We start from the raw sequence: 24,145 nt of genomic DNA, 5'->3' as shown, positions 1-24,145 counted from the left end.
CCCGTCCTGAGAGGTTACTTCGGTTCGGCCGGGTTCGGCTTGTACTCGAACTTGCCTTCCTTCAGTTCCACACGACGGGCTTCCATCTTGGCTTCTGCTTCGGCAGGGGCGATGCCCTTGACGTAGATGATGTCGTTGCCGCCTTCCTTCATCAGGCTGAATGGCGTGTAATCCTTGCCGGTTGCCTGGCTGGCCTTCACGTCGGCGATAGCCGCATTGAGGATCGGGCGGAAATTCCAGATCGCATTGGCAAAGACCGTATCGGGATAGCGCGGCGTATAGTCGATCAGCGAGCCGATGGCCTTGATGCCGCGTTCCTTGGCGGCGTCAGCCGTGCCGATGCGCTCGCCGAACAGGATGTCCGCACCAGAGTCGATCTGGGCAAGACCGGCTTCACGTGCCTTTGGCGGGTCGAAGAAGGTGCCGATGAAAGACGCGATGAACTTGGCGTCAGGGCGGGTTTCCTTCACGCCGTCCTGAAAGGCATTGATGAGCATGTTGACTTCCGGAATCGGCACGGCGCCGACCGAGCCGAAGGTGCCGGACTTGCTCATCGCGCCTGCCAGCATGCCTGCGAGATAGGCAGCCTCGAAGTTCCAGGTGCCGAAAACACCGAAATTGTCGCCCTGCGGCTTGCCCGATGAGCCCATGACGAAAGCCGCCTTCGGATAATCGCCTGCCACCTGGCGCGCTTCGCGTTCGACGGCATAGGATTCGCCGACGATCAGCTTGATGCCCTGTTCGGCATATTCGCGCATGGCGCGGGGGTAGTCGCTCGCCGAAACGCCTTCGGAGAAGACATATTCGATGACGCCTTCGTCATTGGCCTGCTTCAGTGCATCGTGGAGACGCGAATTCCATGCGTTTTCGACTGGCGAGGCGTGGATGCCTGCCACTTTCAGCTTTTCATCGGCAGCGAAGACGCGGGTGGTGATTGCCGTTGCGCCCAGTGCTGCGGACATTGCGAGAATGTCGCGACGAGTAAAGTTCGGTGTTTTGATGATTTTTGTCATTTGGTCAGGGACCCCTCATGTGTGTTTTCGGCGCGTGGGTGCGCGCAGCCGGTTGCTTCGTTTTGACGTGCGGATTTCATGAGCAACGATTTCCATCATTGCCCAAACCACCTTTAATTCAAGAAGATTCTAAAGCTGGCCGACTGGCGCGTAGTCAGCCCCGTCAACCGAAGACGGACGGCCTTCGAGGTTGAGGCGGCTTATGCGCTGCGGGGTTTCGGCGATGACCTTGCCACGCTTCACGACTTTGAGGCGGTTTGCCTTGAGGCGCAGCGCTTCAATCGGGTCGCGTGCCTGCAGCACCACAAAGTCGGCATTGCAGCCTTTTGCAAGGCCATAGCCTTCGAGGCCGAGCGCCTTGGCGGAATTGACGGTGAGCGCGTCGAAAACCTGCTTCTTGCCTTCGATGGAGGTCATCTGTGCGACATGGATCGCCATGTGGCCGACTTCCAGCATGTCGCCGGAACCCATCGAGTACCAGGGGTCCATCACGCAGTCATGGCCGAAGGCGACATTGATGCCAGCAGCCATCAGTTCCGGCACGCGGGTCATGCCGCGGCGCTTCGGATAGGTGTCCGCACGGCCCTGAAGCGTGATGTTGATGAGCGGGTTCGGAATGGCATTCATCTTTGCTTCCGCAATCAGCGGAATGAGCTTCGAGACGTAATAATTGTCCATGGAATGCATGGAGGTCAGATGCGAGCCGGAAACGCGACCCTGCAGGCCAAAACGCATGGTCTGCGCGGCCAGCGTTTCGACATGGCGCGACATCGGATCATCGCTTTCGTCGCAATGGATATCGACCGGCAGGCCGCGTTCGGCGGCAATGCGGCAGAGTTCTTCCAGCGAGGCTGCGCCATCGGCCATGGTGCGCTCAAAATGCGGAATACCGCCGACGACGTCGAGCCCCATATCGAGCGAGCGGTTGACGAGATCGACCGCGCCCGGCGAACGGTAATAACCATCCTGCGGGAAGGCTACGAGCTGCAGGTCGATGTAAGGCTTCACCTTCTCACGCACTTCGATCATCGCTTCAGCGGTGAAGAGGCGCGGATCGCTGACATCGACATGGCTGCGGATTGCCAGCAGGCCCTGCGAAACGGCCAGATCGCAATAACGCAGCGCGCGCTCGACCATGGCCTCAACGGTCAGTATCGGCTTTAGTTCGCCCCAGAGCGCGATACCTTCGAGAAGCGTGCCGGAACGATTGAGGCGCGGCAGGCCGAGCGACAGGGTCGCATCCATATGGAAATGCGGGTCGACGAAAGGTGGGGTTACGAGCCGGTCGGTCGCATCGATTTCCTGCGCCGCCTGATGCTCCTCTTTGGAGGGCACGATATCGGCAATCTTGCCGTCCTTGACCAAAATGTCCTGCTTCTCGCGACCGTCGGGGAGATTGGCGTTTCTCACGATCAAATCGAACATCGGCAGGACCTTTCATCTGGATATGCAAGAACAGAGCTCAAAAATATGGGCTCATTTTTCAATTGCCTTATACCCTATATCCGGTGGGCGCAATGCCAGGGGAAGCTGGAAGGGGTCGTCATCCTCAATGGAAAATGCTAGGCCCCGAAATCATCTTTGCAGGATTGCCATGTTCACGATCAGTCGCGTCGAAACCTATAGTCAGGAGATCAAGAAAAGTCGGTTTCTGGCCATTGCCGCGCCTGTGGCGAGCGAGCAGGCGGTGAAGGACTTTTTGAGCGAGCATTCCGACCTGTCGGCAAGCCATAATTGCTGGGCCTGGCGCATGGGGCAGAACTACCGTTTCAGCGACGATGGCGAGCCGAGCGGTACGGCAGGAAAGCCGATCCTGCAGGCAATCGACGGCCAGCAACTCGATAATATTGCAGTTATGGTCACGCGCTGGTTTGGCGGCATTCTTCTGGGAAGCGGCGGCCTGATGCGCGCCTATGGCGGCACGGCTGCAACCTGTCTGCGACAGGCGGAGAAAACAGAAGTTATTCCGCAGGTCGGATTTCAGTTCGCCTGCGATTTTTCAGACCATGCGCTGCTGAAAGCCCGTCTGACAGCGGTGGAAAACCTCGCCATCGCGCAAGAGAACTTCACCGGCACCGGCGTGGAGATCGCGGGCACCATGCCCATTGCCATGCGGGATGAACTATCCCGCCTCGTTACCGATCTGACGCGCGGCAAGACGATTATCGCATTTGATGACTAGATCATGCCGCTCGTATATTGCTGACGCTTGTTCTCATACATCAGCAGGTCGGCGCGCTTGGCAACGGTTTCCAGCTTTTCGCCCGGCATGCTGGTTGCAGAGCCGATGGAAAGATTGAGCTTGAGCTGGGAATAATACTGGTTGTTGATCTCGACCAGCCGCTGAATGTCATCGACCATCGCTTCGGCGCCGCGCTCATCCACATAAGGCAGCACAACTGCGAATTCGTCGCCGCCGATGCGCGCCGCGTGGCCCGGCTGTTTCACGGCTTCATTCAGCACTTCGCCGATGCGCCGCAGCAATCCATCGCCCGTCGCATGGCCCCATTGGTCATTGGCGGCCTTTAGGCCGTTGAGATCGATGATGATGACCGAAACGGGCGTATGGCCCTTCCGCTCAAGCCGGTTAAGCTCGTCGACATAATAGGCGCGATTGTGAAGCTTGGTCAGAACGTCGTGTTTGCCCAGATATTCCAGATAGGCTTCTGCCTTCTTGCGCGCAGTGATATCGGTAAGCGCGATCTGCACCAGAGACCAGTCCGTCTCATGTCCCGGCAAAACGGAGAATTGCAGAAGCACATGCCTTTCGGTGCCGTCGAGCGCGTAGTTCACCACTTCGCGGCGCTGGAACAGGACACCGTTCCAGAGATCAATCAACTGTTCGCGGAACGATGATTCCATCTCGTCCTTGAAGATGTGCGGCAGGTTCTGCAGCAGCGTCTTCTTGTCGGATGCGAGGAAGAGGGCAGTTGTCTCGGTGTTGACTTCGAGAACCCGGATTTCGCTCATGCACTGGCGTACGAATTCCGGATGCACGTCGGTAAATACCCGAAAATCAACGATGCCGCGCTGGCGCACATCGTCCATCAATTGCTTGATGCGGCTGAAATCCTCGACCCAGAGCGACACGGGAGAATGTTCGAAAAGGCCCTGCGCGTGCTGCTTGTGGCGGTCCTGTTCGCGGCGGGCGTCCTCGCGGGCGGTAACATCCTCGATGGAAAGCAGCACCCGCTCCCAGGTGTGCTCATAGCCGGGAAGCACGACGCCCTTTAGCTGTATGTCGAGCCGTTTGCCGCCAAGCGAATAGTTGATGGTATCGCTTGAGAAGGCATTGCCGCCATTCCAGAGCTGGACCATCTCGTCGATATGCGGGTCCAGCATGTCGTCGCGAAACACGCGCTCGAGATTGGCGACCAGATGGCTGACGCTGTCTGCCTCGAAAAGCGAAAGCGTCTTGCGGTTGACCTTCAAAACCCGGATATGGCTGGTGCAGATGCGAAGCCGGGTCGTGTCTTCGTGCAGGAATGCCTTGAGATCGGTAACGCCAAGCGCGCGCCATTCTTCGAACTGCTTGCGCAGGCCGCTATAATCCTCAAGCCACAGGGAAATTGGCGCAAGGTCAAAAATATTGGCGCTGTCGCTCAAGGCAGACTCGATATTCATGGATTTCCCGCTCTACCACTGGCTTCCCGCATTTCCGAAACTGAGACGTTCAGGATATGCGCTCAAACCGGATTCTCTTTTCCCATCGGGAAAAGCCGCGATGGTTTATTGGGAGCGCGTTATATTACGAGCGGCTCAGATAAACTAGAGGTTTTATTGTTCTGCAACTTCGCTTTCTACGCAAAACACAAAGGGCGGCTCCCAAAGGCGCCGCCCCTGTTCATATGTAGGTCGCTATCAATTCTCGATCGGCAGCCGATGGCGTACAAGTGTGGTCCAGTATGAACAACCCCAGGCGATGACATCGTCGTTGAAGTCATATTTGGGGTGATGGAGATTGGCACTCGGGCCATTGCCGATATTGATCATTGCGCCCGGCACTTCGTTCAGCATGAAGGCAAAGTCTTCACCGCCCAGCGTCGCCGGCATGTCGCGCGTCACACGGTCGGCGCCTGCAACTGCATCGGCAGCGATTGCCGCCAGTTCCGTTTCGCGCTCGTGATTGACGGTGACCGGATAGCTGCGATGATAATCGAGCGTGGCCTTGGCGCCGAAAGCATCGGCAATGCCCTGCACGGCGCGGGTAAGCTTTTCCTCGATATGGTCACGCACTTCCTCGCGAAGCGTACGAACCGTGCCGGTCAGCCGGATTTTCTGCGGAATGACGTTGAACGCGTCGCCACCCTGAATGGTGGTGATCGAGATCACCGCGGAATCCAGCGGGTCGATCGTGCGTGCCGTCAGCGTCTGGATTGCCTGAATGAGCGCTGCCGTGACGGGAATGGGGTCGATGGTCTGGTGCGGCGAAGCGGCATGTCCGCCAACGCCCTCAATGGTGATGTCCAGAACATCGACCGATCCCATGATCGGGCCGGAATTGATGGTGAAATGACCGACTGCGAGGTTTGGACGGTTATGCATGCCGTAAACTTCGTTGACCGGCCAGCGCTTGAACAGACCGTCGTCGATCATCGCCTTGGCGCCTGCGCCACCTTCTTCGGCGGGCTGGAAGATCACGATGACTGTGCCGTCGAAAGCGCGGCTTTGCGCCAGTTCGCGCGCAGCGCCCAGAAGCATGGTCGTATGGCCGTCATGGCCGCAGGCATGCATCTTGCCCGGCACTTTTGACGACCATTCAGCGCCGGTTTCTTCGAGGATCGGCAGTGCGTCCATGTCGGCGCGCAGGCCGATGGCGCGACCCGAGCGGTTCGACTGACCGCGAATGACGCCGACGACGCCGGTGCGCCCGATACCAGTCACGACCTCATCGACGCCAGCGGCGCGCAGCGCTTCGGCAACTTTTTCGGCAGTCCGGTTCACATCGTAAAGCAGCTCGGGGTTTTCGTGCAGGTCACGACGGAACGCGACGAGTTCGTCAAGCTGGTTCGATGTCCAGTTTTCAACCGGCATGTCAGGCTCCTTTTGTGTTGTCTTCAGTCTTGTCGAGGCGGTAGCGGAAATCGCAGTGGCTTGCGCCCTTCATGATGGTCTGCGAGCGTTCCAGCTTCATTTCGGGATTGTAGCCGATGCAGAAATCGCCATCGCGATTGCAGGACAGCAGGTGACCGATATGGCCAAGACCCATCTCGCGGTACATTTCCGAATAACGGCAGCGCGTAACGTTGAAATCAAAATGATCTTCGCCCTGCGAAATCACGTCGATCTCCAGCGCGTTTTCCTTCGTCCATAGCGGCTGGATGTCGGCAAAGTCCTGTATTGTCGGCGTGCGACCCAACTCATCGGCAAAGCTCTTGCCCTGTTCGATGGCCGAGCGGCTGACTGCTTCGCCGATTGCAGCTTGCGCTTCTTCTTCGCCGGAACGTTCGCGAATAACCTCGTAGACGTTCTTGAGAACCAGCGCTTCAATGCGGCGACGTTCGAGAATTGACATTTGATTCATGGACCTGACCTTTCACATGAACGTTGAATGAGATGAGTTAGAGATTTGGCTCGGTGAGATCCTTGCGCCGAAGCCATGCGAGATAGAACGGCGCGATCTTCCGCGCGACTTTATGAAAAGGCAGCGGTGCCGGTTCCGAGACGGGCAGGGCAAGTTCCTGCACAGGCTCGCCATCGAGCGCCCGTGCGAATTCACGCCCGAGCGATGTGCCAAGCGCAACACCGCGCCCGTTGCAGCCGATCCATGCCCAGCCATTGGGGCCGAGCTGATGAACGCGCGGGAAACGATCCCATGTCATGCCGATATAACCGCTCCACACATGGGTGATTTCCGGCTCGCCAAGTGCGGGGAAAGCTTCCGCCATGTTACGCGCTGTCTTGCGCTTGACGCGTTCGGCCACGTTGAAATTTCCCATCACCACGCCGCCGGTAATCAGCCGGTTGCGGGCATCGTAGCGGAAGAAGCGCAGATCGCCGCGCGTATCGGAAACCGCCTGCCGTCCGGGCAAAATCGTCGCCCGCAGATTATCGCTGACGGGCGCGGTCGCCATCTGCCACGAGAGTACTGGTACGATGGTGCGGGCCAGGCGCGGGGCAAGCCCTTCGCGCAGTTCGCCGGTATAGGCGTTGGTGGCGAGCAGAAAGCCCTTGGCACGAACTGTGGCGCTGGCGGTCTTGACTTCCCAATGGTCGCCAACCTGGGCATAGGAGATGACCGGGCTTTGCTCGTGAATGATTGTGCCGTGGCGTTCGGCTGCGGCTGCAAGCCCGCGCGCGAAAGCCAGCGGATTGATATGGCCGCCGGTCGGGTTGAACATGCCGCCATACCAGAAATCGCTGCCCAACAGCCGCGATGTCGCGGCGCGGTCGAAAAACTCTGCCGGGAAGCCGAAGCGTTTCCATGCATCCACGCGGGTTTGCGAAAGCTTCACCCGGCCCGGCGAATGGGCAGGCTGGAACCAGCCGTTCTGCTCGGCCTCGGCTTCGATATTTTCATCACGCACGATGGAGAAGAGAGTGTCGGCGCTATTGCCAATCAGTCTGGCAAAACGTTCACCCGATGCGCCGTAGCGTTTGGCGATGGCATCGGGTTCCGCCGAAGTCATGGTCGGGATGACCTGTCCGTTGTTGCGTCCCGATGCGCCCCAGCCGACGGCATTGCCTTCCAGCAGGATGACGCGCTTGCCGCGTTTTGCCAGATGGAGCGCCGCCGAAAGCCCAGTAAAGCCACCACCGACGATGGCGACATCGGCTTCCGCGTCATTGGCCAGCGGCTTTGCAGGTGTGCGGGCAGGGGCAGTGGCAGCCCAGATGGAAGGTGGAAAGGCTATCTTCTGCATGGCTCTAGGCATTTCCCAAACGAGGCGGTGTCCAGCCCTTGCCAGGAATGGAGGCAAGCAGGCGCTGTGTATATTCATGTTGCGGGTTGGCGAAGACTTGCGCCGTCAGACCGGCTTCGGCGATCTCGCCCTTCGACATGACGATGATGCGGTCGCAGAGCTGGGCTGCCACACGCAAATCGTGCGTTACGAAAAGCAGCGACAGGTTGAGCCGTTCGCGGAGGTCGGCAAGAAGACGCAGAACCTGCGCCTGCACCGAGACATCGAGCGCCGACACCGGTTCGTCCGCGACGATGATGCGCGGCTCCAGAGCCAGTGCACGGGCAATGCCGATACGCTGGCGCTGCCCGCCCGAAAACTCATGCGGAAATCGGTCGGCGGCAGCGGGCGATAGTTCGACCAGCTCCAATAATTCACGCGCTTTCGCATGGGCCTGTTCCTTCGGCACGCCATGGACGATTGGACCCTGCGCAATCAGGTCAACGACGCGGCGGCGCGGGTTGAGCGAGGCCATCGGGTCCTGAAAGACCATCTGGATGTCCTTGCGCATGGCACGCACTTCCCGCGGGCTGGCGCTCAGAAAATCTTTGCCATTCACATCGACCTTGCCGCTATCTGCTTCCAGCAGACGGGTGACAATGCGCGAAACGGTTGTCTTGCCCGAGCCGCTTTCGCCAACGACGCCGAGCGTTTCGCCCTGACGCAGCTCGAACGAAAGGTCCTTGACGGCAGGAACGGCACTTCTTTTGCCGGTGAGCAAACCGCCGCGCGCCTTGAAGGTTTTGCGTAAAGCGCTGGCCTTGAGAATGACCGGCTGAGCGTCCACAGATGGCTTCGGTTCGGGCGGGGTGAGGGCTGGAACCGATGCGATAAGCGCCTTTGTGTAAGCGTGCTGCGGATGGTTCAGCACTTCATTTGCCGGGCCTTGCTCAACCAGTTGCCCGAGCCGCAGCACGGCGACGCGGTCGGCAATTTCCGCCACTACGCCGAAGTCATGCGTGATGAACAGAATGCCGGTATTGTGTTCGCGTTGCAGGTCGCGGATCAGTTTCAGGATTTGTGCCTGCGTGGTTACGTCGAGCGCCGTGGTTGGCTCGTCGGCGATGATGAGGCGCGGTTTCAGGATCAGCGCCATTGCAATCATGACACGCTGACGCTGTCCGCCGGAAATCTGGTGCGGATAGGCGTTATAGGCAGATTCCAGGTCCGGAATTTTCACCTCTGCCAGCATGTTCAGCACGGCGGCGCGGCGCTCCTTGCGACCGAGCTTCGTGTGCAGGCGCAACACTTCATCGATCTGCCAGCCGACTGTCTTCTGCGGGTTGAGCGCGGTCATCGGCTCCTGAAAGATCATGCCGATGCGGTCGCCGCGCAGCTTCTTCATATCGGCTTCGCTCAGCGAATAGAGATCGGTGCCTTCAAGCCTGATCGTGCCATGGGTTACGCGCACATGCGGTTCCGGCAGAAGGCGCATGATCGCGCCCGCCGAAAGCGATTTTCCGGAGCCGCTTTCGCCGACGAGGCAGACGATTTCACCGGGGTTGATGGTCAGTGTCAGGTCCTGCAGGGCGTAAGGGCGGTCGGCGCCCTTTGGCAGCGCGATCTGCAGGTTTTTGATTTCGAGAACGGGTGCGGCGGTCATTATTTCTTCTGCCTCGGATTAAGCGCGTCGTTCAGGCCTTCACCGAGCAGGCTGAAGGAAAGAACGGTGAGCAGAATGGCGATGCCGGGAATGACCGAGCAGAACCAGTCGGTGCGCAGCACGGCGCGACCCTGGCCGATCATGTTGCCCCAGCTTGCATAGTTCGGATCGCCGAGACCAAGGAAGGCGAGAGCGCTTTCCATCAGGATGGAGGTGGCCATCACCACGGATGCGAAGACGATCACCGGCGGCAGGGCATTCGGCAGGATTTCGCGGAAGATGATCGAGGCATTGCCAACACCGAGATTACGCGCAGCATCGATGAATTCGCGCTTGCGCAGCGCCAGAAATTCGGCGCGCACCATGCGGGCAGGCGCGGTCCATGAAACGATGCCGATGCAGATGATGATGTTTTCGATCGATGACCCGAAGATTGCCACCAGTGTCAGAAGCAGAACGAAGCTTGGAACGGTCTGGAAAGCTTCGGTGATGCGCATCAAAACGTCATCCACCCAGCCGCCATAATAGCCGGCAAGAGCGCCGATGATGATGCCGATCACGATGGAAATGAGGGTGGCCACCACGCCGATCAGAAGCGAGATGCGCGCGCCATGGAAGATGCCTGCCATGATATCGCGCCCGAGCTGGTCGGTGCCAAGCGGCGTTGCAGCATTGACGAATGGCCAGACGAGCGGATCGCCAGCGCGCCGCAGCGGGTCACCGGGCGTAATGACATCGGCCAGCAGCGCAATCAGGACCACGGCGATGAAGAGGATAAGGCCCAGCACGGCGGCGCGGTTGCGGCTGAAACGCTGCCACAGAATTTTTGCGCGCGAGACCTGTGGGCGGGTGAGGGAGAGGTCCTGTGAAGTCATGACAGTTCGATCCTGGAATCAAGCCGCGCATAGATGAGATCGGTGATGAAATTCACGATCACCACCAGCACCGAGCACAGGAAGATGATGCCCATCAGCGTGTTGAGGTCGCGCTTGATCACGGAGGTGTAGGCAAGCTGGCCGAGGCCAGGCAGCGAGAAGATTGTCTCGATCACGACGGAGCCGCCAAGTACGGTCGAGAACTGCAGTCCGAGCAGCGTGACGACAGGCAGGAATGCGTTGCGCATGATGTGATGGAACATCAGCCTTGCACCGCTGGCGCCCTTGGCTCGTGCGGTACGAACATAATCGAGGTCGGCCACTTCCAGCACGCTGGTGCGCATCAGGCGCATGTAGAATGCAAGATAGATGAGCGAAAGCGCTGTCGTCGGCATGACGAGGTGCACGGCAATATCCCAGACATTCTTCCAGCCGGTGTAAAACCCGGCAATCGTCTTGTAACCGCCGACCGGCAGCCAGCCGAGCTTGACGGAAAAGATGAACATCAAGATGAGGCTGAGAAAGAAGCTCGGCATGGCATAAAAAACGAGGCCGAGCGTGGAAATCGCATTGTCGGTCAGCGAATATGCCTTGCGCGCCGCAAAAGCCCCAAGCGCAATGCCGAAAATAAAGGCCACCGAAAGCGAGGAAACCATGAGCAGGAGCGTCGGCACAAGGCGGGCCATCAGCACATCCAGCACCGGCTGCTCGTAGACATAGGACCAGCCGAAATCGAACTGCGCCAGCTTGGTCATGTAAATCCAGAGCTGTGTCCAGACCGGCTGGTCGAGGCCGTATTCGGTGCGCAGATTGGCGACGAATTGCGGATCTGCGCCGCCCATGTCGCCGACAAGTGCGTCCACAGTATCGCCGGGCGCGAGCTTGATCAGCAGGAATGACCCGATCATGATGAGAAGAATGACGGGGATCGCCTGTAAGATGCGCCGCAGCGCAAAAGTCAGGATCGGGGGCAGGGGCATTGCGGGTTATCCTGCAAGATATTCATTTCAGCATTCATAAAACTGGGGAGCCGCTGCCGGATGACCGGCAGCGGTTGGTATTGTTTATTGATCGATCCACAGATCGTACCAGCTGGAAGAATCCCAGCGCGGCGTGTTGTGGTGGTTCTTCAAGACCTTGTTGGTCACGCCGACGAACGGATGTTCAATGGCGAAGATGACCGGCAGGTCCTTCATCTCAAGCTGCTGGATCTGGTGATAGAGATCGGCGCGCTTGGCCGGATCGAGCTCGCTCGCAGCCTTGTCGATCAGGCTGTCCATTTCGTCGGACTTGTAGTCGAACTGGTTGGACCATGCCGTGCCGACAGGAGCGCCGGAACGCAGCCAGACGGTGGTGGAGACAGCCGGATCGGAGCGGAACTGATGCCAGCCGCTTGCCGTGTCGAAGTCATGATCGCGATAGACGCCGTTCAGGAAGCCCGGTGCGTCATTGGTGAGAATTTCGACGTCGATGCCGACTTCCTTCATCGCCTGAGCATAATACTCGGCCCAGAGTTGCGTATATTCACCCCATGGTGCCGGGCGATGACGCAGCTTGAAGCGAATGCCGTTCTCCTTGACCGGATAGCCGGCTTCGTCGAGCAGTTTTTTCGCCTTTTCAACATCATACGGGTAAGTCTGGACCTGATCCGTATAGTTGGCGCCGCCGGTGCTCGGGATCGGGCCACGGCCCGGCTTGGCATAGCCGCGCATGATCGTCTTGATCGCGAAATCGATGTCGAGCGCGTGATAGATCGCCTGACGAACTTTCAGATTGGCAAGGATCGGATTGCGCAGGTTGAACTCGATCGTCGAGTGGGCAACGTTGTTCTCAAAACCCTTGGTGCCGGTGTCGAAGCGGCCATCCTTCTGAAGGCGTTCGGTATCCGACATGGAAATGCCGTTGAAGGCGGTTTCCATCATTTCACCGGCTTCAAGCGCGGCGGCTGCTGCGGCCTTGTCCGGCATGAAGCGCCAGACGATGCGGTCGAGATAAGGATATTCCTTGCCGCGCCAGTAGTCGTCATTGCGCTCGGCAATGATGTGCTGGCCGCGCTCATATTCGACGAACTTGAACGGTCCCGTGCCCACCGGCGCGGCGTTGTACTTGTTCTTGAGAATATCAGTGCCTTCATAAAGATGCTTCGGCACCGGATGGCCGAGATCAGGCATGGCTGCGACGAGCAGTTCCAGCGGCATCGGTTTGGAATAGCGGAACACTGCTGTGTAAGGATCGGTGCAATCGACAGCTTCGAGATTGGCCTGAAGCGTGGTCGAATAGTTGAGGAGTTTCTTCCAGAGGTTCATCGCGCTGAACGAAACGTCATCGCAGCTGAAAGGCTGGCCGTCATGCCAGCGCACATTCTCGCGCAGCTTGAAGGTGATGGCCTTGCCGTCTTCCGAGGACGACCAGCTTGTGGCCAGAACCGGCACATAGCCCTCATAGGTGCGGTCGATCAGCGGCTCCATGATGCGGCCGGTGATCTGATAGACGCCGGTGGAGGCGCGCAGCGCAGGGTTAAGCACACCCTGCTCGGTGTTCATATGGACGATGACAGTGCCGCCGCGCTTCACTTCTTCGGCGTGCGAAGACGCCGTCGCAAGCGAAAACGCCGCAAGAAACAGGCCAAGGCCAGCTTTTCTGATATGCATTCTCTGTTCCCCTGAAGGACGTTGAGGGAGGGCTTTCCAGCCTCTTTTCCCGCACGTCCCAATATTGTTCAAGCCCCTGAAATCGCAACGAAATGCCACTTCAAAGGGTCTTTGTTGTATGCAAGCATTGATATGCTAGAATCCGTGGCGATAATGTCAAGATAAACTAATATGTCGGGCAAAATTGGTAAAATTTCTCGACCGGCCTGCGTTAATAAATGTCGATTTTCTACGACGGAGTTTGTTGATGAGCCAGAATTCCCCCGAGCAGAACGCAAACTCGGGTAAAAACGACCGCGGCGCTGTCTGGATTACCGGCGCCGGGTCTGGCATCGGTGCTGCCATGGCGCGACGTTTCGCGCATGAAGGCTGGCGGGTCGCGCTGACGGGCCGCAAGGCAGATGCGCTTGCCGCGATTGCCGAGGAAATCGTCTCCAATGGCGGGGAGGCGCAGATATTTCCAGCCGATGTTCTCGACCGTGAGGCTGTGGCCGCGACTGTTGGGGCAATCGTCGAATGGGCAGGTCGTCTGGATGTGCTCTGCAACAATGCCGGTCTCAATATTCCGCGCCGTAGCTGGGCGGATATTGATTTCGATTCATGGGACGATGTCATCGACATCAACATCAAGGGTGCGATCAACGTGATCGCGGCTGCCCTGACGCCTATGCGCGCGCAGGGCGGTGGGTTGATGATCCACACATCGTCATGGGCAGGGCGGTTCTCGTCTCCCGGCGGCGGTGTTCCTTATGGTGCGTCCAAGCATGCGCTCAACGATCTGAGCGCCAGCCTGAATGCGCAGGAAGGGCCGAACGGCATCCGGTCGACCGTGCTGTGCCCCGGCGAGGTGGCGACGCCGCTTCTGGCGCGTCGTCCGGGCTTCGATCTCTCTCGCATGGATGATGTCATCCAGCCCGAGGATATGGCTGAAACCGCGCTCTATGTTGCCAATATGAATCCCAAGGTTACGATCCACGAGATCGTTCTGGCTCCGACCAAGAAATAGAAAAGGAAGTTTTGCATGTCTCATCCGGTCAAAGGCGTCGATCATATTTTCCTGCTGGTCGGCGATCTTGAGAAAAGTGCCGAGCAATATCGCCGTTTCGGATTTACGCTGAGCCCGCGCGGCCTCCACAGCAAGGAGAAGGGCACCGGCAACTACACTATCATGTTTCCGGAAGATTATTTCGAGCTGCTCGGTATTGTCGCCGAGACGCCGGGCAATCTGCATCAGCGTGAGAAACTGGCAGCGCAGGGCGAAGGCCTCCATGCCATTGCCTGCCGCATCGACAATGCGCGCGAAGCCAAGGCGGAACTGGACGCACTTGGCATCAAGACCGGCGAGGTTGGCGCGTTTCAGCGTCCCGTAGAACTGCCGGGCGGCGGCGAGGGTGTTGCGGCTTTTGAAACTGTGCCTTTCTCGGAAAGTGAAGTGCCGCAAGGTATGGTCTTCATGTGCCAGCACAAGACCCGCGAAACGGTCTGGCTGCCGGAACTGATCGAACATGCAAATGGTGCAAATGGCCTTTCCGCCATTGTTGCCATTTCATCCGATCCCGAAACTGCGGCCAAAGGTTTTGCACGCCTGTTCGCGGACGGGAAGGCAGAGGCGCAGGATGGCGGCTGGAAGGTTTCGACAGGCTCACGTTCGGCAGACATATGGGTTGTGAGTGAGGAGAAAGCCGCTGCAATCTATCCCGGTGTGGATTTTGCCCGGACACCGGGCAAGGCTTTCGCCGTTTTGCGCATCCGGGTCGCTTCGCTGGACAAGGCGCGCGGCGTTCTCGATACCAACGGAATTTCCCACGTGAAGACATCTGCGGGCATCGCCGTGCTGCCGGAAAATGCCAGCGGCACGGTTCTGGAATTTTCCGAACAGTAAGAATTTGAACAGGCGGGGCTGTGAGGCCCCGCTTTGCTAATCAGCGCGGAAAGCGCTGGTTTTCTTCCAGCACGTTCAGGTCCATGTGGTTGCGCATATAGCGCTCGGATGCCTTTTGCAGCGGCTGGTAGTCCCACGGATAATAGGCGCCGTTGCGCAATGCCGGATAAACGACGTGGCGACGAGCCTGACTGGCCCGGACGTCGGCATCGTAGCGTTCCAGATTCCAGCGTGTTTCAGCTTTGGCCAGAAGGTCGTCCAGAACGGTTTTGAATTCCGGCAGTTCCGCCAGATTGCGCAGCTCGTCGGGATCGTCGGCAAGGTTGAACAATTGTGGCGGGTCGGCGCGGCAAAGGTTGAGCTTCCAGTCACCATCCCGTAGCGAGACCATCGGCGCTATGGTGCCTTCGGCTGCATATTCGATTGGAACCGCGCCGCGTTCGGCGGAATCTGAAGCAACACCAGTCAGTGAAACGCCGTCGGTCCACGGCATGATGCCCTTGAGGTCGATCCCGGCAAGGTCGGCCAGTGTCGGCAGAACGTCGAGCGTCGAGACGGGCGCATCCACGCGGCCAGCCTGCAATTGCGGGGCCGCGATCATCAACGGGACGCGAGCGGAGCCATCGAAGAAGCTCATCTTGAACCACAGGCCGCGTTCGCCGAGCATATCGCCGTGATCGGAAGTGAAGACGACAATCGTGTCGTCCGCCATGCCGCAACGCTCGATAACATCGAGCAGGGCGCTGACCTTTTCATCAACATAGGAGATATTGGCGAAATAGGCCTGACGTGCCGTGCGAACCTGTTCGCGGGTCAGGTCGTAGTCCTCGGCCTTGCAGGCCCGTAACAGGCGTTCGGTGTGCGGGTCGATCTCGCTTTCAGGCAGGGGTGCGATTTTGGGATCAAGTTCGGGAATGTCCGCATAGAGATCGAAGAAGCGCTTGCGTGCTACGTAGGGATCGTGGGGATGCGTGAAGCTGACTGTCAGACACCATGGCCGCTCGTCGTGGCCGCGCGCAAGATCATAGAGCTTTGCTTCGGCCTGATAGGCGACTTCGTCGTCATATTCGAGCTGATTGGTGATTTCGGCGGAACCCGCTCCGGTGATCGAGCCGAGATTGTGATACCACCAGTCGATGCGTTCACCGGGTTTGCGATAGTCCGGCGTCCAGCCGAAATCCGCCGGGTAGATGTCGGTGGTGAGCCGCTGCTCGAAACCGTGTAGCTGATCCGGCCCGACGAAATGCATCTTGCCGGAAAGCGCCGTCTGGTAGCCAGCATTGCGGAGATGATGCGCATAGGTCGGGATTTCAGACGAAAACTCCGCCGCATTGTCATAGACGCCGGTTCGAAACGGCAACTGGCCCGACATGAACGACGCGCGCGCAGGCGCACAGAGGGGGCTCGCCGTGTAGCAATTGGCAAAACGTGCGGAACGTTCTGCAAGTTTTCTCAGATTTGGGACGTGAAGGAATTCGGCCGGGCCGTCCGGAAAGAACGTGCCGTTCATCTGGTCGACCATGAGGATGAGGATATTCGGCTTTTTCATTGTGCGGGACCGTTGGCAAATGTGGGAACGCGAAACGGCGGGCGCTGAAACGCCCGCCTGCAAACTGCGTGTTGTTCGCGGTCAAAGACCGAGGCTTGCCTTGACGGCTTCCGCGCCCGGTTCGCCCTTGAATGTGGTGACGCCCGCAAGCCACTTGTCGATCTGGTCCGGATGCGCCTTCAGCCATTCCTTGGCGGCTGCAGGACCTTCCGCGCCTTCATCCAGAATCTTGCCCATCAGCTCGTTCTCGATATCGACGGTGAAAGTGAGGTTCTTGAAGAAGGTTGCAGCATTGGGGCACTGTGCGGCCCAGCCGGTGCGGCCAAGCGTGTAGACTTCCGCGCCGCCGAAATTCGGGCCGAAATAGTCATCGCCGCCAGCCAGATATTCGATCTTGAGCTTGTTGTTCATCGGGTGCGGTGCCCAGGCCAGGAACACGACCCAAGCCTTGTCCTTGTTCTTGCGGTCCACCTGCGCGAGCATGGCTTGCTCGCTCGATTCCACCAGCTTCCAGCCATCGAGCTTGAATTTCTGGTCCTCGATGATCTTCTGGATATTCTGGTTGGCAGGCGCGCCCGGCTCGATGCCGTAAATCTCCTTGCCGAACTTGTCGGCATGGGCGGCAAGATCGGCAAAGTCCTTCACGCCCTCGCTTGCCACATAATCCGGCACGGCCAGCGTGAACTTCGCTCCTTCGAGATTCTTGACGATGACTTCTGCGGCTTTCGCCTTGTCGAGATCGTCGCGGAACTTCTGCTGTGCAGGCATCCAGTTACCGAGGAAGACGTCAAGATTACCGGTCTTGAGTGCCTCATAGCCGATCGGCACGGACATGGTCTTTACATCGGGCTTGTAGCCAAGGCCTTCCAGCAGCACGCTTGCGACGGAGTTGGTGGAGGTGATGTCGGTCCAACCCGGATCGGACAGCCGGATGGTTTCGCAAGCTGCGGGATCGGCAGCGGAAGCCGCTCCTGAAAGCCCCGCCAGTGCCGTGAATGCCAGTGCCGCAATCTTTAAATAGCGCATTTGGTGACCCCTCCTATAGATTAAGACCAGTTATGTCTTATGTTCCTACTTTAAGGAGAACATCATTTAGGCTAAGGAAAAACCCATTCATTTTTTATCGAAGCTATAGAAAGTATTTATGGTTTCTCCATCCTGGGACCTTGGCAGCCTCGGCGTTTTCGAAGCGGTGGGACGATTGGAAAATCTGACCCTTGCAGCGCGTGAACTCGGCATGACGCAACCGGCGGTCAGCTATCAGATAAAGCGCATCGAGGAGCGTCTGGGCGTTGCGCTATTCGCGCGGCGGGCCCGCGGCGTCGAAATATTGCCGGAGGGGCGCATTCTTTATGAGGCCGTGCGCTCCGGTCTCGATGGAATCGATGAGGCGGTGCAGCAGATCAAACGCCGCCAGCGCGCGCCGGGACTGCGGATCGCGACCGACTATGGCTTCGCGACATTCTGGCTGATGCCGCGTGTTGCGCAGTTTCGCCCGAAACATCCGGAGGTGGATGTACGCATCACGGCCTCGTCCATGCTTCAGCCGCTCGACCGGCGCGACGCGGATATTGCGGTCCTTTTCGGCGGGCGGGAGGATTTTCCGAAGGACGCCATCGCCTTCATCAGCGAAAAAGTCGTGCCGGTCTGTTCGCCGACCTATCTTGCCGAGCATGGCCCGTTTCCGGATGGGAAACGGCTCGGCGCCGCTTCGCTTCTGCATCTGGATACGTTGCAGGGCGATCGCTGGTTCACATGGCAGTCATGGCTCGATGCTATCGGTGAGGATATAGAGGACGGCAATTACGGGCTGGTCTTCAATACCTATAATCTGGTGATCGAGGCAGCCATTGCCGATCAGGGCGTGGCGCTTGGCTGGGCGGGGCTGATCGACGGGGCCGTGCAGCGCGGACAGCTTGTTCATGCTTGCGAGGTGTCGCAGACGAGCGACAAGGGTTACTGGCTGGTCTTCAATCCCGATATTTCTGCGGGTGCGCGAAAGCTCGCACTGGAATTGCTGCAAGCAGCAGACGAAAGCTGATATTGCAAGAAAGCAGTCGCGATCCTACTTTTGCACATCATTCAATGTCTGCGGCGCTTGCGAAAAGCGCGCAGTTTTTTAAGAGGTGTCGGCATGATTACCTGGAAACGGATCGATGAAACGAATTGAACTTCTGATCGAAAATATCATTCTGGCGTCGCGCTGGCTCTTGGTGGTTTTCTATCTTGGCCTCGCCGTTGCGCTGGCAATCTATGCCGTATCCTTCGTAGGCAAGCTGTTCGATTTTGCAACGAAAGTTACCGCGCTGAATGATACCGACACGATCCTGAAAGTCCTCGGACTTATCGATGCGGCGCTGATCGCCAGCCTCGTGGTGATGGTCATTATCTCTGGCTACGAGAATTTTGTCAGTCGCTTCGATCAGGCCGGCGACGAGGTGCACTGGCTTGGCACCATCGATGCAGGTTCGCTCAAGATCAAGGTTGCCTCGACCATCGTTGCAATTTCATCGATCCATCTGCTGCAGATATTCCTCAACGCCACCACCTACACGTCGAGCCAGTTGATGTGGTTCACCATCATCCATCTGGCATTCGTGTTCTCGGCGCTGTTCCTCGCCTATATCGACAAGCTCACGGCCAAGGGCAAGGGCGGGATAAAGGCAAAGGGGAAGCTCGAGCCGAATATCTGACCTTCACAGGCATAATCCATTGAAAAAGCCCGGTTTTCGCCGGGCTTTCGCTTTTTAGAGTGCTAATTTAGCGATCTTGATCGCAATCAATGAAATCTGATCCTGATGGGAGTTGACTTGGGGGTGACGGGGCAGGCGCGTGTTCCATATTGCTGATGGGACGCGATGCATTGCCATTCACCAATCACTCAGGAAAGGATGAATCATGTCGGTAAACGGTAAAGTTGCTCTGGTTACGGGCGCAGCACAGGGCATTGGACGCGGTATTGCGCTGCGGTTGGCCAAGGACGGCTTCGATATCGCGCTGGTCGACCTGAAGGCCGACAAGCTGGATGCGGTCAAGAAGGAGGTCGAGGCGCTGGGTCGCAAGGCATCCACCTTCTCTGCCGATGTCAGCAAGCGCGACGATGTCTATGCTGCGATTGACCATGCGGAAAAGTCGCTTGGCGGTTTCGATGTCATCGTCAACAATGCCGGTATCGCGCAGGTTCAACCCATAGCCGACGTCAAGCCTGAAGAGGTCGAGCGGATTTTCCGCATCAATGTCGATGGGGTTCTGTGGGGCATTCAGGCAGCGGCTGCCAAGTTCAAGGCACGCAAGCAGAAGGGCAAGATCATCAATGCCTCTTCCATTGCAGGCCATGACGGGTTTGCGATGCTGGGCGTCTATTCGGCGACAAAGTTCGCGGTGCGTGCGCTGACCCAGGCTGCGGCCAAGGAATATGCGAGCGCCGGGATCACCGTGAACGCTTATTGCCCCGGCATTGTCGGCACCGATATGTGGGTCGAGATTGATGAGCGCTTCTCGGAAATTACCGGTGCGCCGAAAGGTGAGACCTACAAGAAATATGTGGAAGGGATCGCGCTTGGCCGCGCCCAGACGCCGGACGATGTGGCGGCTCTGGTGTCGTTCCTCGCAAGCCCGGATTCCGACTACATCACCGGTCAGGCCATCCTGACGGACGGTGGTATCGTCTATCGCTGATTGCCTTTGTCCCGCACCTCTCGGGGTGCGGGACGGCTAGTGTGGTGGATTTGAAGTTCCTGTCATTTGCATGGCGTCATCGTCCAGGAACTTCAAATCCGCAAACCACGCGAGATTTATTGGGTTCCTAGTGTGGCTTTGAATCCGAAATTCGTTCGCAACCCGGCTCCAGAGTGATACGAATTTCGGATTCGCCACACTGGCGTTTACGCTGTTTCACCCTGTGTTAAACTGGCCTTCTTTGAGAGGAAGGGCTGACCATGACACGTCTGACGGCGAAGGATTTCCCGCAAGAACTTCTCGAACTCTACGATTTCTATGCCCATGGCCGGATAACCAAACGCGAGTTTCTGGACCGGGCCGCAAAATTTGCGGTCGGCACCATGACGGCAACAACCATACAAGCCTCGCTCAGTCCTGATTATGCGATGGCGCAACAGGTCGAATTCACCGATCCCGATATCCATCCCGAATATATCTCCTATCCGTCACCGGAAGGAAATGGGGAGGTTCGCGCTTATCTGGTGAAACCGGCCAAACTGCAAGGCAAGCTGCCTGCCGTGGTGGTGGTGCATGAAAACCGGGGCCTCAATCCTTATATCGAAGATGTCGCCCGTCGGGTTGCAAAGGCCGGTTTCATCGCGCTTGCGCCCGATGGCCTCACTTCGGTCGGGGGCTATCCCGGTAACGATGACAAGGGCCGCGAATTACAGCAGCAGGTCGATCCGACCAAGCTGATGAACGACTTCTTTGCGGCGGTCGATTTCATGATGAAAAGCGATCTGACGACCGGAAAGGTCGGCATTACCGGCTTCTGCTATGGCGGCGGTGTTGCCAATGCGGCGGCGGTGGCCTTTCCGGAACTCGCAGCCGCCGTGCCTTTCTATGGCAGGCAGGCTCCGGCGGATGAAGTGCCGCGCATCAAGGCGCCGCTGCTATTGCACTATGCCGAACTCGATACGCGCATCAACGAGGGCTGGCCCGCCTATGAGGAAGCATTGAAAAAGAACGGCAAGACTTACGAGGCTTATATCTATCCGGGCGTCAATCACGGCTTCCATAACGATTCCACGCCACGCTACGATGAAGCGGCGGCGAAGCTCGCATGGGACCGGACAATCGAATGGTTCAAACGCTATCTGGCATGAAGTTAGAGCATGGCTCCCGAAAGTGGGAACCGGTTTCGGGATAAAGACATGCGTGAAAACAAACAGATCGAAACGCGCTCTAGGCCTTTTCTTTCAGGGCCTTGAAGATGTTGACGGCAATCACAACGACAATGCCGATCAGGATGGCGAGCACGGCCTGCAGGAAGGACGTGGCAATCCATTCGAAGGCGGCTGAAAACCGGGTGCCTTCGGTTGGCAGGTGCGAGACGATGGAATGGATGAAGGCTTCAACGCTATGGATGCCGATGGAATCCAGCCCGTGTACGATGATGCTGCCGCCGACCCAGAGCATGGCGATGGTGCCGACAGTGCTCAGAACCTTCAATATGATGGGCATGCCCGCAACCAGCCCCTTGCCGAGCTGCCTGCCAAAAGCCGTATGACTGTTGCGCACAAGCGAAACGCCCATATCGTCGAGCTTCACGATGATGCCGACCACGCCATAAACGGCGAAGGTGATCAATATGCCGACGGCTGCGAGGATGGCCGCCTGCGTGTAAATGCTCGACGGAGCCAGACCCGCAAGCGTCAGCGCCATGATTTCCGCTGACAGGATGAAGTCCGTGCGGATCGCGCCGCTGACGGTTGTTTCCTCGATCTCCTTGGCGGTAGTGCCCTTGGTTTCCTCATGCTCCTCTTCCTTGTGCGGGATGAAGAACTCCACCAGCTTTTCCGTTCCTTCAAAAGCCAGATATACGCCGCCGATCATCAGAAGCGGCATGATGAAGGAGGGGGCGAAATAGCCGAGGATGAGCGCCAGCGGCAGCAGGAAGATAAGCTTGTTGCGCAGCGATCCCTTGGTGATTTTCCAGATGACCGGCAACTCACGTTCCGGCTTAAGCCCCACGACGTATTTGGGTGTGACGGCCGTATCGTCTATCACGATGCCTGCCGCCTTGGCGCTGGCCTTTGCCGTCTGTCCTGCAACGTCATCGAGCGAAGCTGCCGCCATTTTCGCAATGGCTGCGACATCATCGAGAAGCGCGAACAAGCCGGACGCCATGGGGAACCTTTCTATATTGCTGTTGCACGTAGCTAAACTTTGAATGAGTGCTACGTCCAGATGGAAATCGCCACCCCCTGCAACTGTATCTGAAATCGATACAATCTGTGCATGATTGTCAATATTTCAATACTCATGCTGATGGCTATATTGGTGGTAACACAACAGGAGAGATAGCCATGCTTAATCAGATCAAGGGCCTCCACCACGTTACCTCGCTTGCCGCCGATGCGCGTTCCAACAACCGCTTTTTCACCGATGTTCTGGGACTGCGCCGCGTCAAGAAGACAGTCAATTTCGATGATCCGAGTGTCTATCATCTCTATTATGGCGATGAACTGGGCACGCCCGGCACCGTCATGACCTATTTCCCATTTCCCGGCATGCCGCGTGGACGCGACGGCACTGGCGAGGTGGGGACGACTGTATTTGCCGTGCCGCAGGGTTCGCTCGGCTTCTGGAAGGATCGTTTCGAGCAATCCGCCGTCAAGGTGGAATCCGAAGATGAGGCGTTCGGCGAAAAGCGTATCCATTTCCGTGGACCGGATGGCGACAGCTTTGCCCTGGTTGAAGTGAAGGACGACCCGCGTGCGCCTTGGGAGCATGAAGGGATCGATGCCGATCACGCCATCCGTGGCTTTCATTCTGTCTCGATGCGGCTTCGCGACGAAGGCGCGACCTCGGAACTGCTGAAATATATGGGATACCAGAAGCTCGATGCGAAGGACGGTGTCACTCGTCTCATCATGCCGGAAGGCAATGGCGCGGGCGTCATCGATCTGGAAACCCTGCCAGCGGTTGCTCGCAACCAGCAGGGCGCCGGTTCCGTGCACCATGTGGCATTTGCCGTCGAAAACCGAGAGAAGCAGTTGGAAGTGCGTAAGGCGCTGATGGATACGGGCTATCACGTCACGCCGGTCATCGACCGCGATTACTTCTGGGCAATCTATTTCCGCACGCCGGGCGGCGTGCTGTTCGAGGTGGCGACCAACGAACCCGGTTTCGACCGCGACGAGGATACGGCCCATCTCGGCGAAGCGCTGAAGTTGCCGGAGCAGCACCAGCATCTGCGCGGCTATCTCGAAGAGCATCTGGACAAGATCTGAAGAGGTCGGGACAGGAGATCGAACATGACCATCCAAACCTATGAGCACCGGCTGAAGGCCGGTGCGAACGGAGCGCCGCTCTTCATCGTGTTTCACGGTACGGGCGGCGATGAGAACCAGTTTTTCGGCCTGGCGGAACAGCTTTTGCCGGAAGCGACCATTGTGTCGCCACGCGGTGACGTTTCGGAATATGGCGCCGCACGCTTCTTCCGTCGGACGGGCGAGGGCGTCTACGATATGGAAGACCTTGCTCGCGCTACCGACAAGATGGCCGATTTCATCGCAGGACTTGTGGCTGAGCACAAGCCATCCGAAGTGATCGGGCTCGGCTATTCCAACGGCGCCAATATCATGGCGAACCTGCTGATCGAGAAAGGCGGGGTGTTCGACAAAGCAGCACTTCTGCATCCGCTGGTGCCATTCAGGCCGAAGGACAATCCGGCGCTTAAAGGTACGAAAATTCTGATGACTGCCGGGCGGATGGACCCTATCTGCCCCCCGGATCAGACAGAAGCGCTTGCACATTATTTCGAGCGCCAGCAAGCCAATGTCGAGCTGGTCTGGCATCCGGGCGGGCACGAATTGCGCCAGACGGAACTGGCTGCCATTCAGTCATTCCTCCGGAATTAGAGCGCATCCCGAAACGTGTGAAACGGTTTTCGGATATGTTGCGCGCTAAAACAAACAGTTAGAGCGCCGATCTGATTCAATCAG

At 58.0% G+C, this 24,145-nt stretch carries 22 protein-coding genes; 9 read left to right on the top strand and 13 right to left on the bottom strand.

The features are described from left to right. Positions 1–14: 14 nt before the first annotated feature. Positions 15–1,013, bottom strand: coding sequence for a BMP family protein (locus F9K94_RS18730; RefSeq protein WP_151647606.1), 999 nt, complete (start codon positions 1,011–1,013; stop codon positions 15–17). 129 nt (positions 1,014–1,142) lie between these two features. Then, a complete protein-coding gene (locus F9K94_RS18725; RefSeq protein ID WP_061347748.1) occupies positions 1,143–2,438 on the bottom strand; it encodes an amidohydrolase family protein in 1,296 nt (431 codons plus the stop codon). Between the two features lie 169 nt (positions 2,439–2,607). Here F9K94_RS18725 and F9K94_RS18720 point away from each other — a divergent pair, with 169 nt between their 5' ends. Then, positions 2,608–3,195, top strand: a complete 588-nt coding sequence (locus F9K94_RS18720) for an IMPACT family protein (protein WP_151647604.1) — start codon at positions 2,608–2,610, stop codon at positions 3,193–3,195. Here the strand turns inward: F9K94_RS18720 and F9K94_RS18715 are convergent. The 8 genes from F9K94_RS18715 to F9K94_RS18680 all read right to left on the bottom strand — a co-directional run bounded on the left by F9K94_RS18715 (position 3,192) and on the right by F9K94_RS18680 (position 13,044). Beyond that, positions 3,192–4,637 carry a sensor domain-containing diguanylate cyclase gene (locus F9K94_RS18715; protein ID WP_061347750.1) on the bottom strand — a complete coding sequence of 482 codons (1,446 nt, stop codon included), beginning with the start codon at positions 4,635–4,637 and terminating at the stop codon, positions 3,192–3,194. The two genes, F9K94_RS18720 and F9K94_RS18715, sit on opposite strands and share 4 nt — an antisense overlap. Positions 4,638–4,874: 237 nt before the next feature. Further along, positions 4,875–6,047, bottom strand: a complete 1,173-nt coding sequence (locus tag F9K94_RS18710) for a M20 aminoacylase family protein (protein WP_061347751.1) — start codon at positions 6,045–6,047, stop codon at positions 4,875–4,877. Between the two features lies 1 nt (position 6,048). After that, the gene (locus tag F9K94_RS18705; protein ID WP_010658513.1) at positions 6,049–6,537 is read right to left on the bottom strand and encodes an L-2-amino-thiazoline-4-carboxylic acid hydrolase; all 489 of its coding nucleotides are present in this window, start codon (positions 6,535–6,537) and stop codon (positions 6,049–6,051) included. Between the two features lie 37 nt (positions 6,538–6,574). Further along, positions 6,575–7,876, bottom strand: coding sequence for an NAD(P)/FAD-dependent oxidoreductase (locus tag F9K94_RS18700; RefSeq protein ID WP_151647602.1), 1,302 nt, complete (start codon positions 7,874–7,876; stop codon positions 6,575–6,577). Positions 7,877–7,880: 4 nt separating this feature from the next. Then, a complete protein-coding gene (locus F9K94_RS18695) occupies positions 7,881–9,518 on the bottom strand; it encodes an ABC transporter ATP-binding protein (RefSeq protein ID WP_151647599.1) in 1,638 nt (545 codons plus the stop codon). Beyond that, positions 9,518–10,393 (bottom strand): ABC transporter permease, encoded by an 876-nt coding sequence (locus F9K94_RS18690; RefSeq protein ID WP_061347754.1) that lies wholly within the window; start codon positions 10,391–10,393, stop codon positions 9,518–9,520. Before F9K94_RS18690 ends, F9K94_RS18695 begins: the two co-directional genes overlap by 1 nt. Next, entirely contained in the window at positions 10,390–11,373 is a 984-nt protein-coding gene (locus F9K94_RS18685; RefSeq protein WP_151556616.1) for an ABC transporter permease, read from the bottom strand. Before F9K94_RS18685 ends, F9K94_RS18690 begins: the two co-directional genes overlap by 4 nt. Positions 11,374–11,457: 84 nt before the next feature. After that, a complete protein-coding gene (locus tag F9K94_RS18680) occupies positions 11,458–13,044 on the bottom strand; it encodes an ABC transporter substrate-binding protein (protein ID WP_061347756.1) in 1,587 nt (528 codons plus the stop codon). Positions 13,045–13,291: 247 nt separating this feature from the next. Between F9K94_RS18680 and F9K94_RS18675 the strand changes: the two genes are divergently transcribed. Both F9K94_RS18675 and F9K94_RS18670 read left to right on the top strand, forming a co-directional pair. Further along, a complete protein-coding gene (locus F9K94_RS18675; RefSeq protein WP_061347757.1) occupies positions 13,292–14,050 on the top strand; it encodes an SDR family oxidoreductase in 759 nt (252 codons plus the stop codon). A 15-nt stretch (positions 14,051–14,065) separates the two neighbouring features. Continuing rightward, positions 14,066–14,926 carry a VOC family protein gene (locus F9K94_RS18670; protein WP_151647597.1) on the top strand — a complete coding sequence of 287 codons (861 nt, stop codon included), beginning with the start codon at positions 14,066–14,068 and terminating at the stop codon, positions 14,924–14,926. Positions 14,927–14,966: 40 nt separating this feature from the next. Here the strand turns inward: F9K94_RS18670 and betC are convergent, their stop codons facing one another. Together betC and choX are read right to left on the bottom strand one after the other, a co-directional pair. After that, positions 14,967–16,475, bottom strand: coding sequence for a choline-sulfatase (gene betC, locus F9K94_RS18665; RefSeq protein WP_151647595.1), 1,509 nt, complete (start codon positions 16,473–16,475; stop codon positions 14,967–14,969). Between the two features lie 81 nt (positions 16,476–16,556). Next, positions 16,557–17,501, bottom strand: a complete 945-nt coding sequence (choX, locus tag F9K94_RS18660; RefSeq protein WP_061347760.1) for a choline ABC transporter substrate-binding protein — start codon at positions 17,499–17,501, stop codon at positions 16,557–16,559. A gap of 118 nt (positions 17,502–17,619) precedes the next feature. On the opposite strand from choX, the gene F9K94_RS18655 reads away from it, so the two are divergent. From F9K94_RS18655 to yghX, 4 genes are all read left to right on the top strand, one after another. Continuing rightward, positions 17,620–18,516 (top strand): choline sulfate utilization transcriptional regulator, encoded by an 897-nt coding sequence (locus F9K94_RS18655; protein ID WP_151647593.1) that lies wholly within the window; start codon positions 17,620–17,622, stop codon positions 18,514–18,516. A 115-nt stretch (positions 18,517–18,631) separates the two neighbouring features. Further along, positions 18,632–19,168: a TIGR00645 family protein gene (locus F9K94_RS18650; RefSeq protein ID WP_151647591.1), complete on the top strand. Its 537-nt coding sequence runs from the start codon at positions 18,632–18,634 to the stop codon at positions 19,166–19,168. Positions 19,169–19,373: 205 nt separating this feature from the next. Continuing rightward, a complete protein-coding gene (locus F9K94_RS18645) occupies positions 19,374–20,153 on the top strand; it encodes an acetoin reductase (RefSeq protein WP_151647589.1) in 780 nt (259 codons plus the stop codon). 260 nt (positions 20,154–20,413) lie between these two features. Further along, complete coding sequence (gene yghX, locus F9K94_RS18640; protein ID WP_151647587.1) at positions 20,414–21,301, top strand: YghX family hydrolase; 888 nt, start codon at positions 20,414–20,416, stop codon at positions 21,299–21,301. Positions 21,302–21,380: 79 nt separating this feature from the next. On the opposite strand, the gene F9K94_RS18635 is transcribed toward yghX, so the two are convergent. After that, positions 21,381–22,325: a DUF808 domain-containing protein gene (locus F9K94_RS18635; protein WP_151647585.1), complete on the bottom strand. Its 945-nt coding sequence runs from the start codon at positions 22,323–22,325 to the stop codon at positions 21,381–21,383. A gap of 179 nt (positions 22,326–22,504) precedes the next feature. Between F9K94_RS18635 and F9K94_RS18630 the strand changes: the two genes are divergently transcribed. Both F9K94_RS18630 and F9K94_RS18625 read left to right on the top strand, forming a co-directional pair. Then, the gene (locus F9K94_RS18630) at positions 22,505–23,431 is read left to right on the top strand and encodes a VOC family protein (protein WP_151647583.1); all 927 of its coding nucleotides are present in this window, start codon (positions 22,505–22,507) and stop codon (positions 23,429–23,431) included. A 24-nt stretch (positions 23,432–23,455) separates the two neighbouring features. Beyond that, a complete protein-coding gene (locus tag F9K94_RS18625) occupies positions 23,456–24,061 on the top strand; it encodes an alpha/beta hydrolase (protein ID WP_151647581.1) in 606 nt (201 codons plus the stop codon). Positions 24,062–24,145: the final 84 nt, after the last annotated feature.

Origin of the sequence: Brucella tritici (assembly GCF_008932285.1) — a bacterium.
GTDB lineage: Bacteria > Pseudomonadota > Alphaproteobacteria > Rhizobiales > Rhizobiaceae > Brucella > Brucella tritici.
This window is presented reverse-complemented; position numbering and strand designations above follow the sequence as displayed.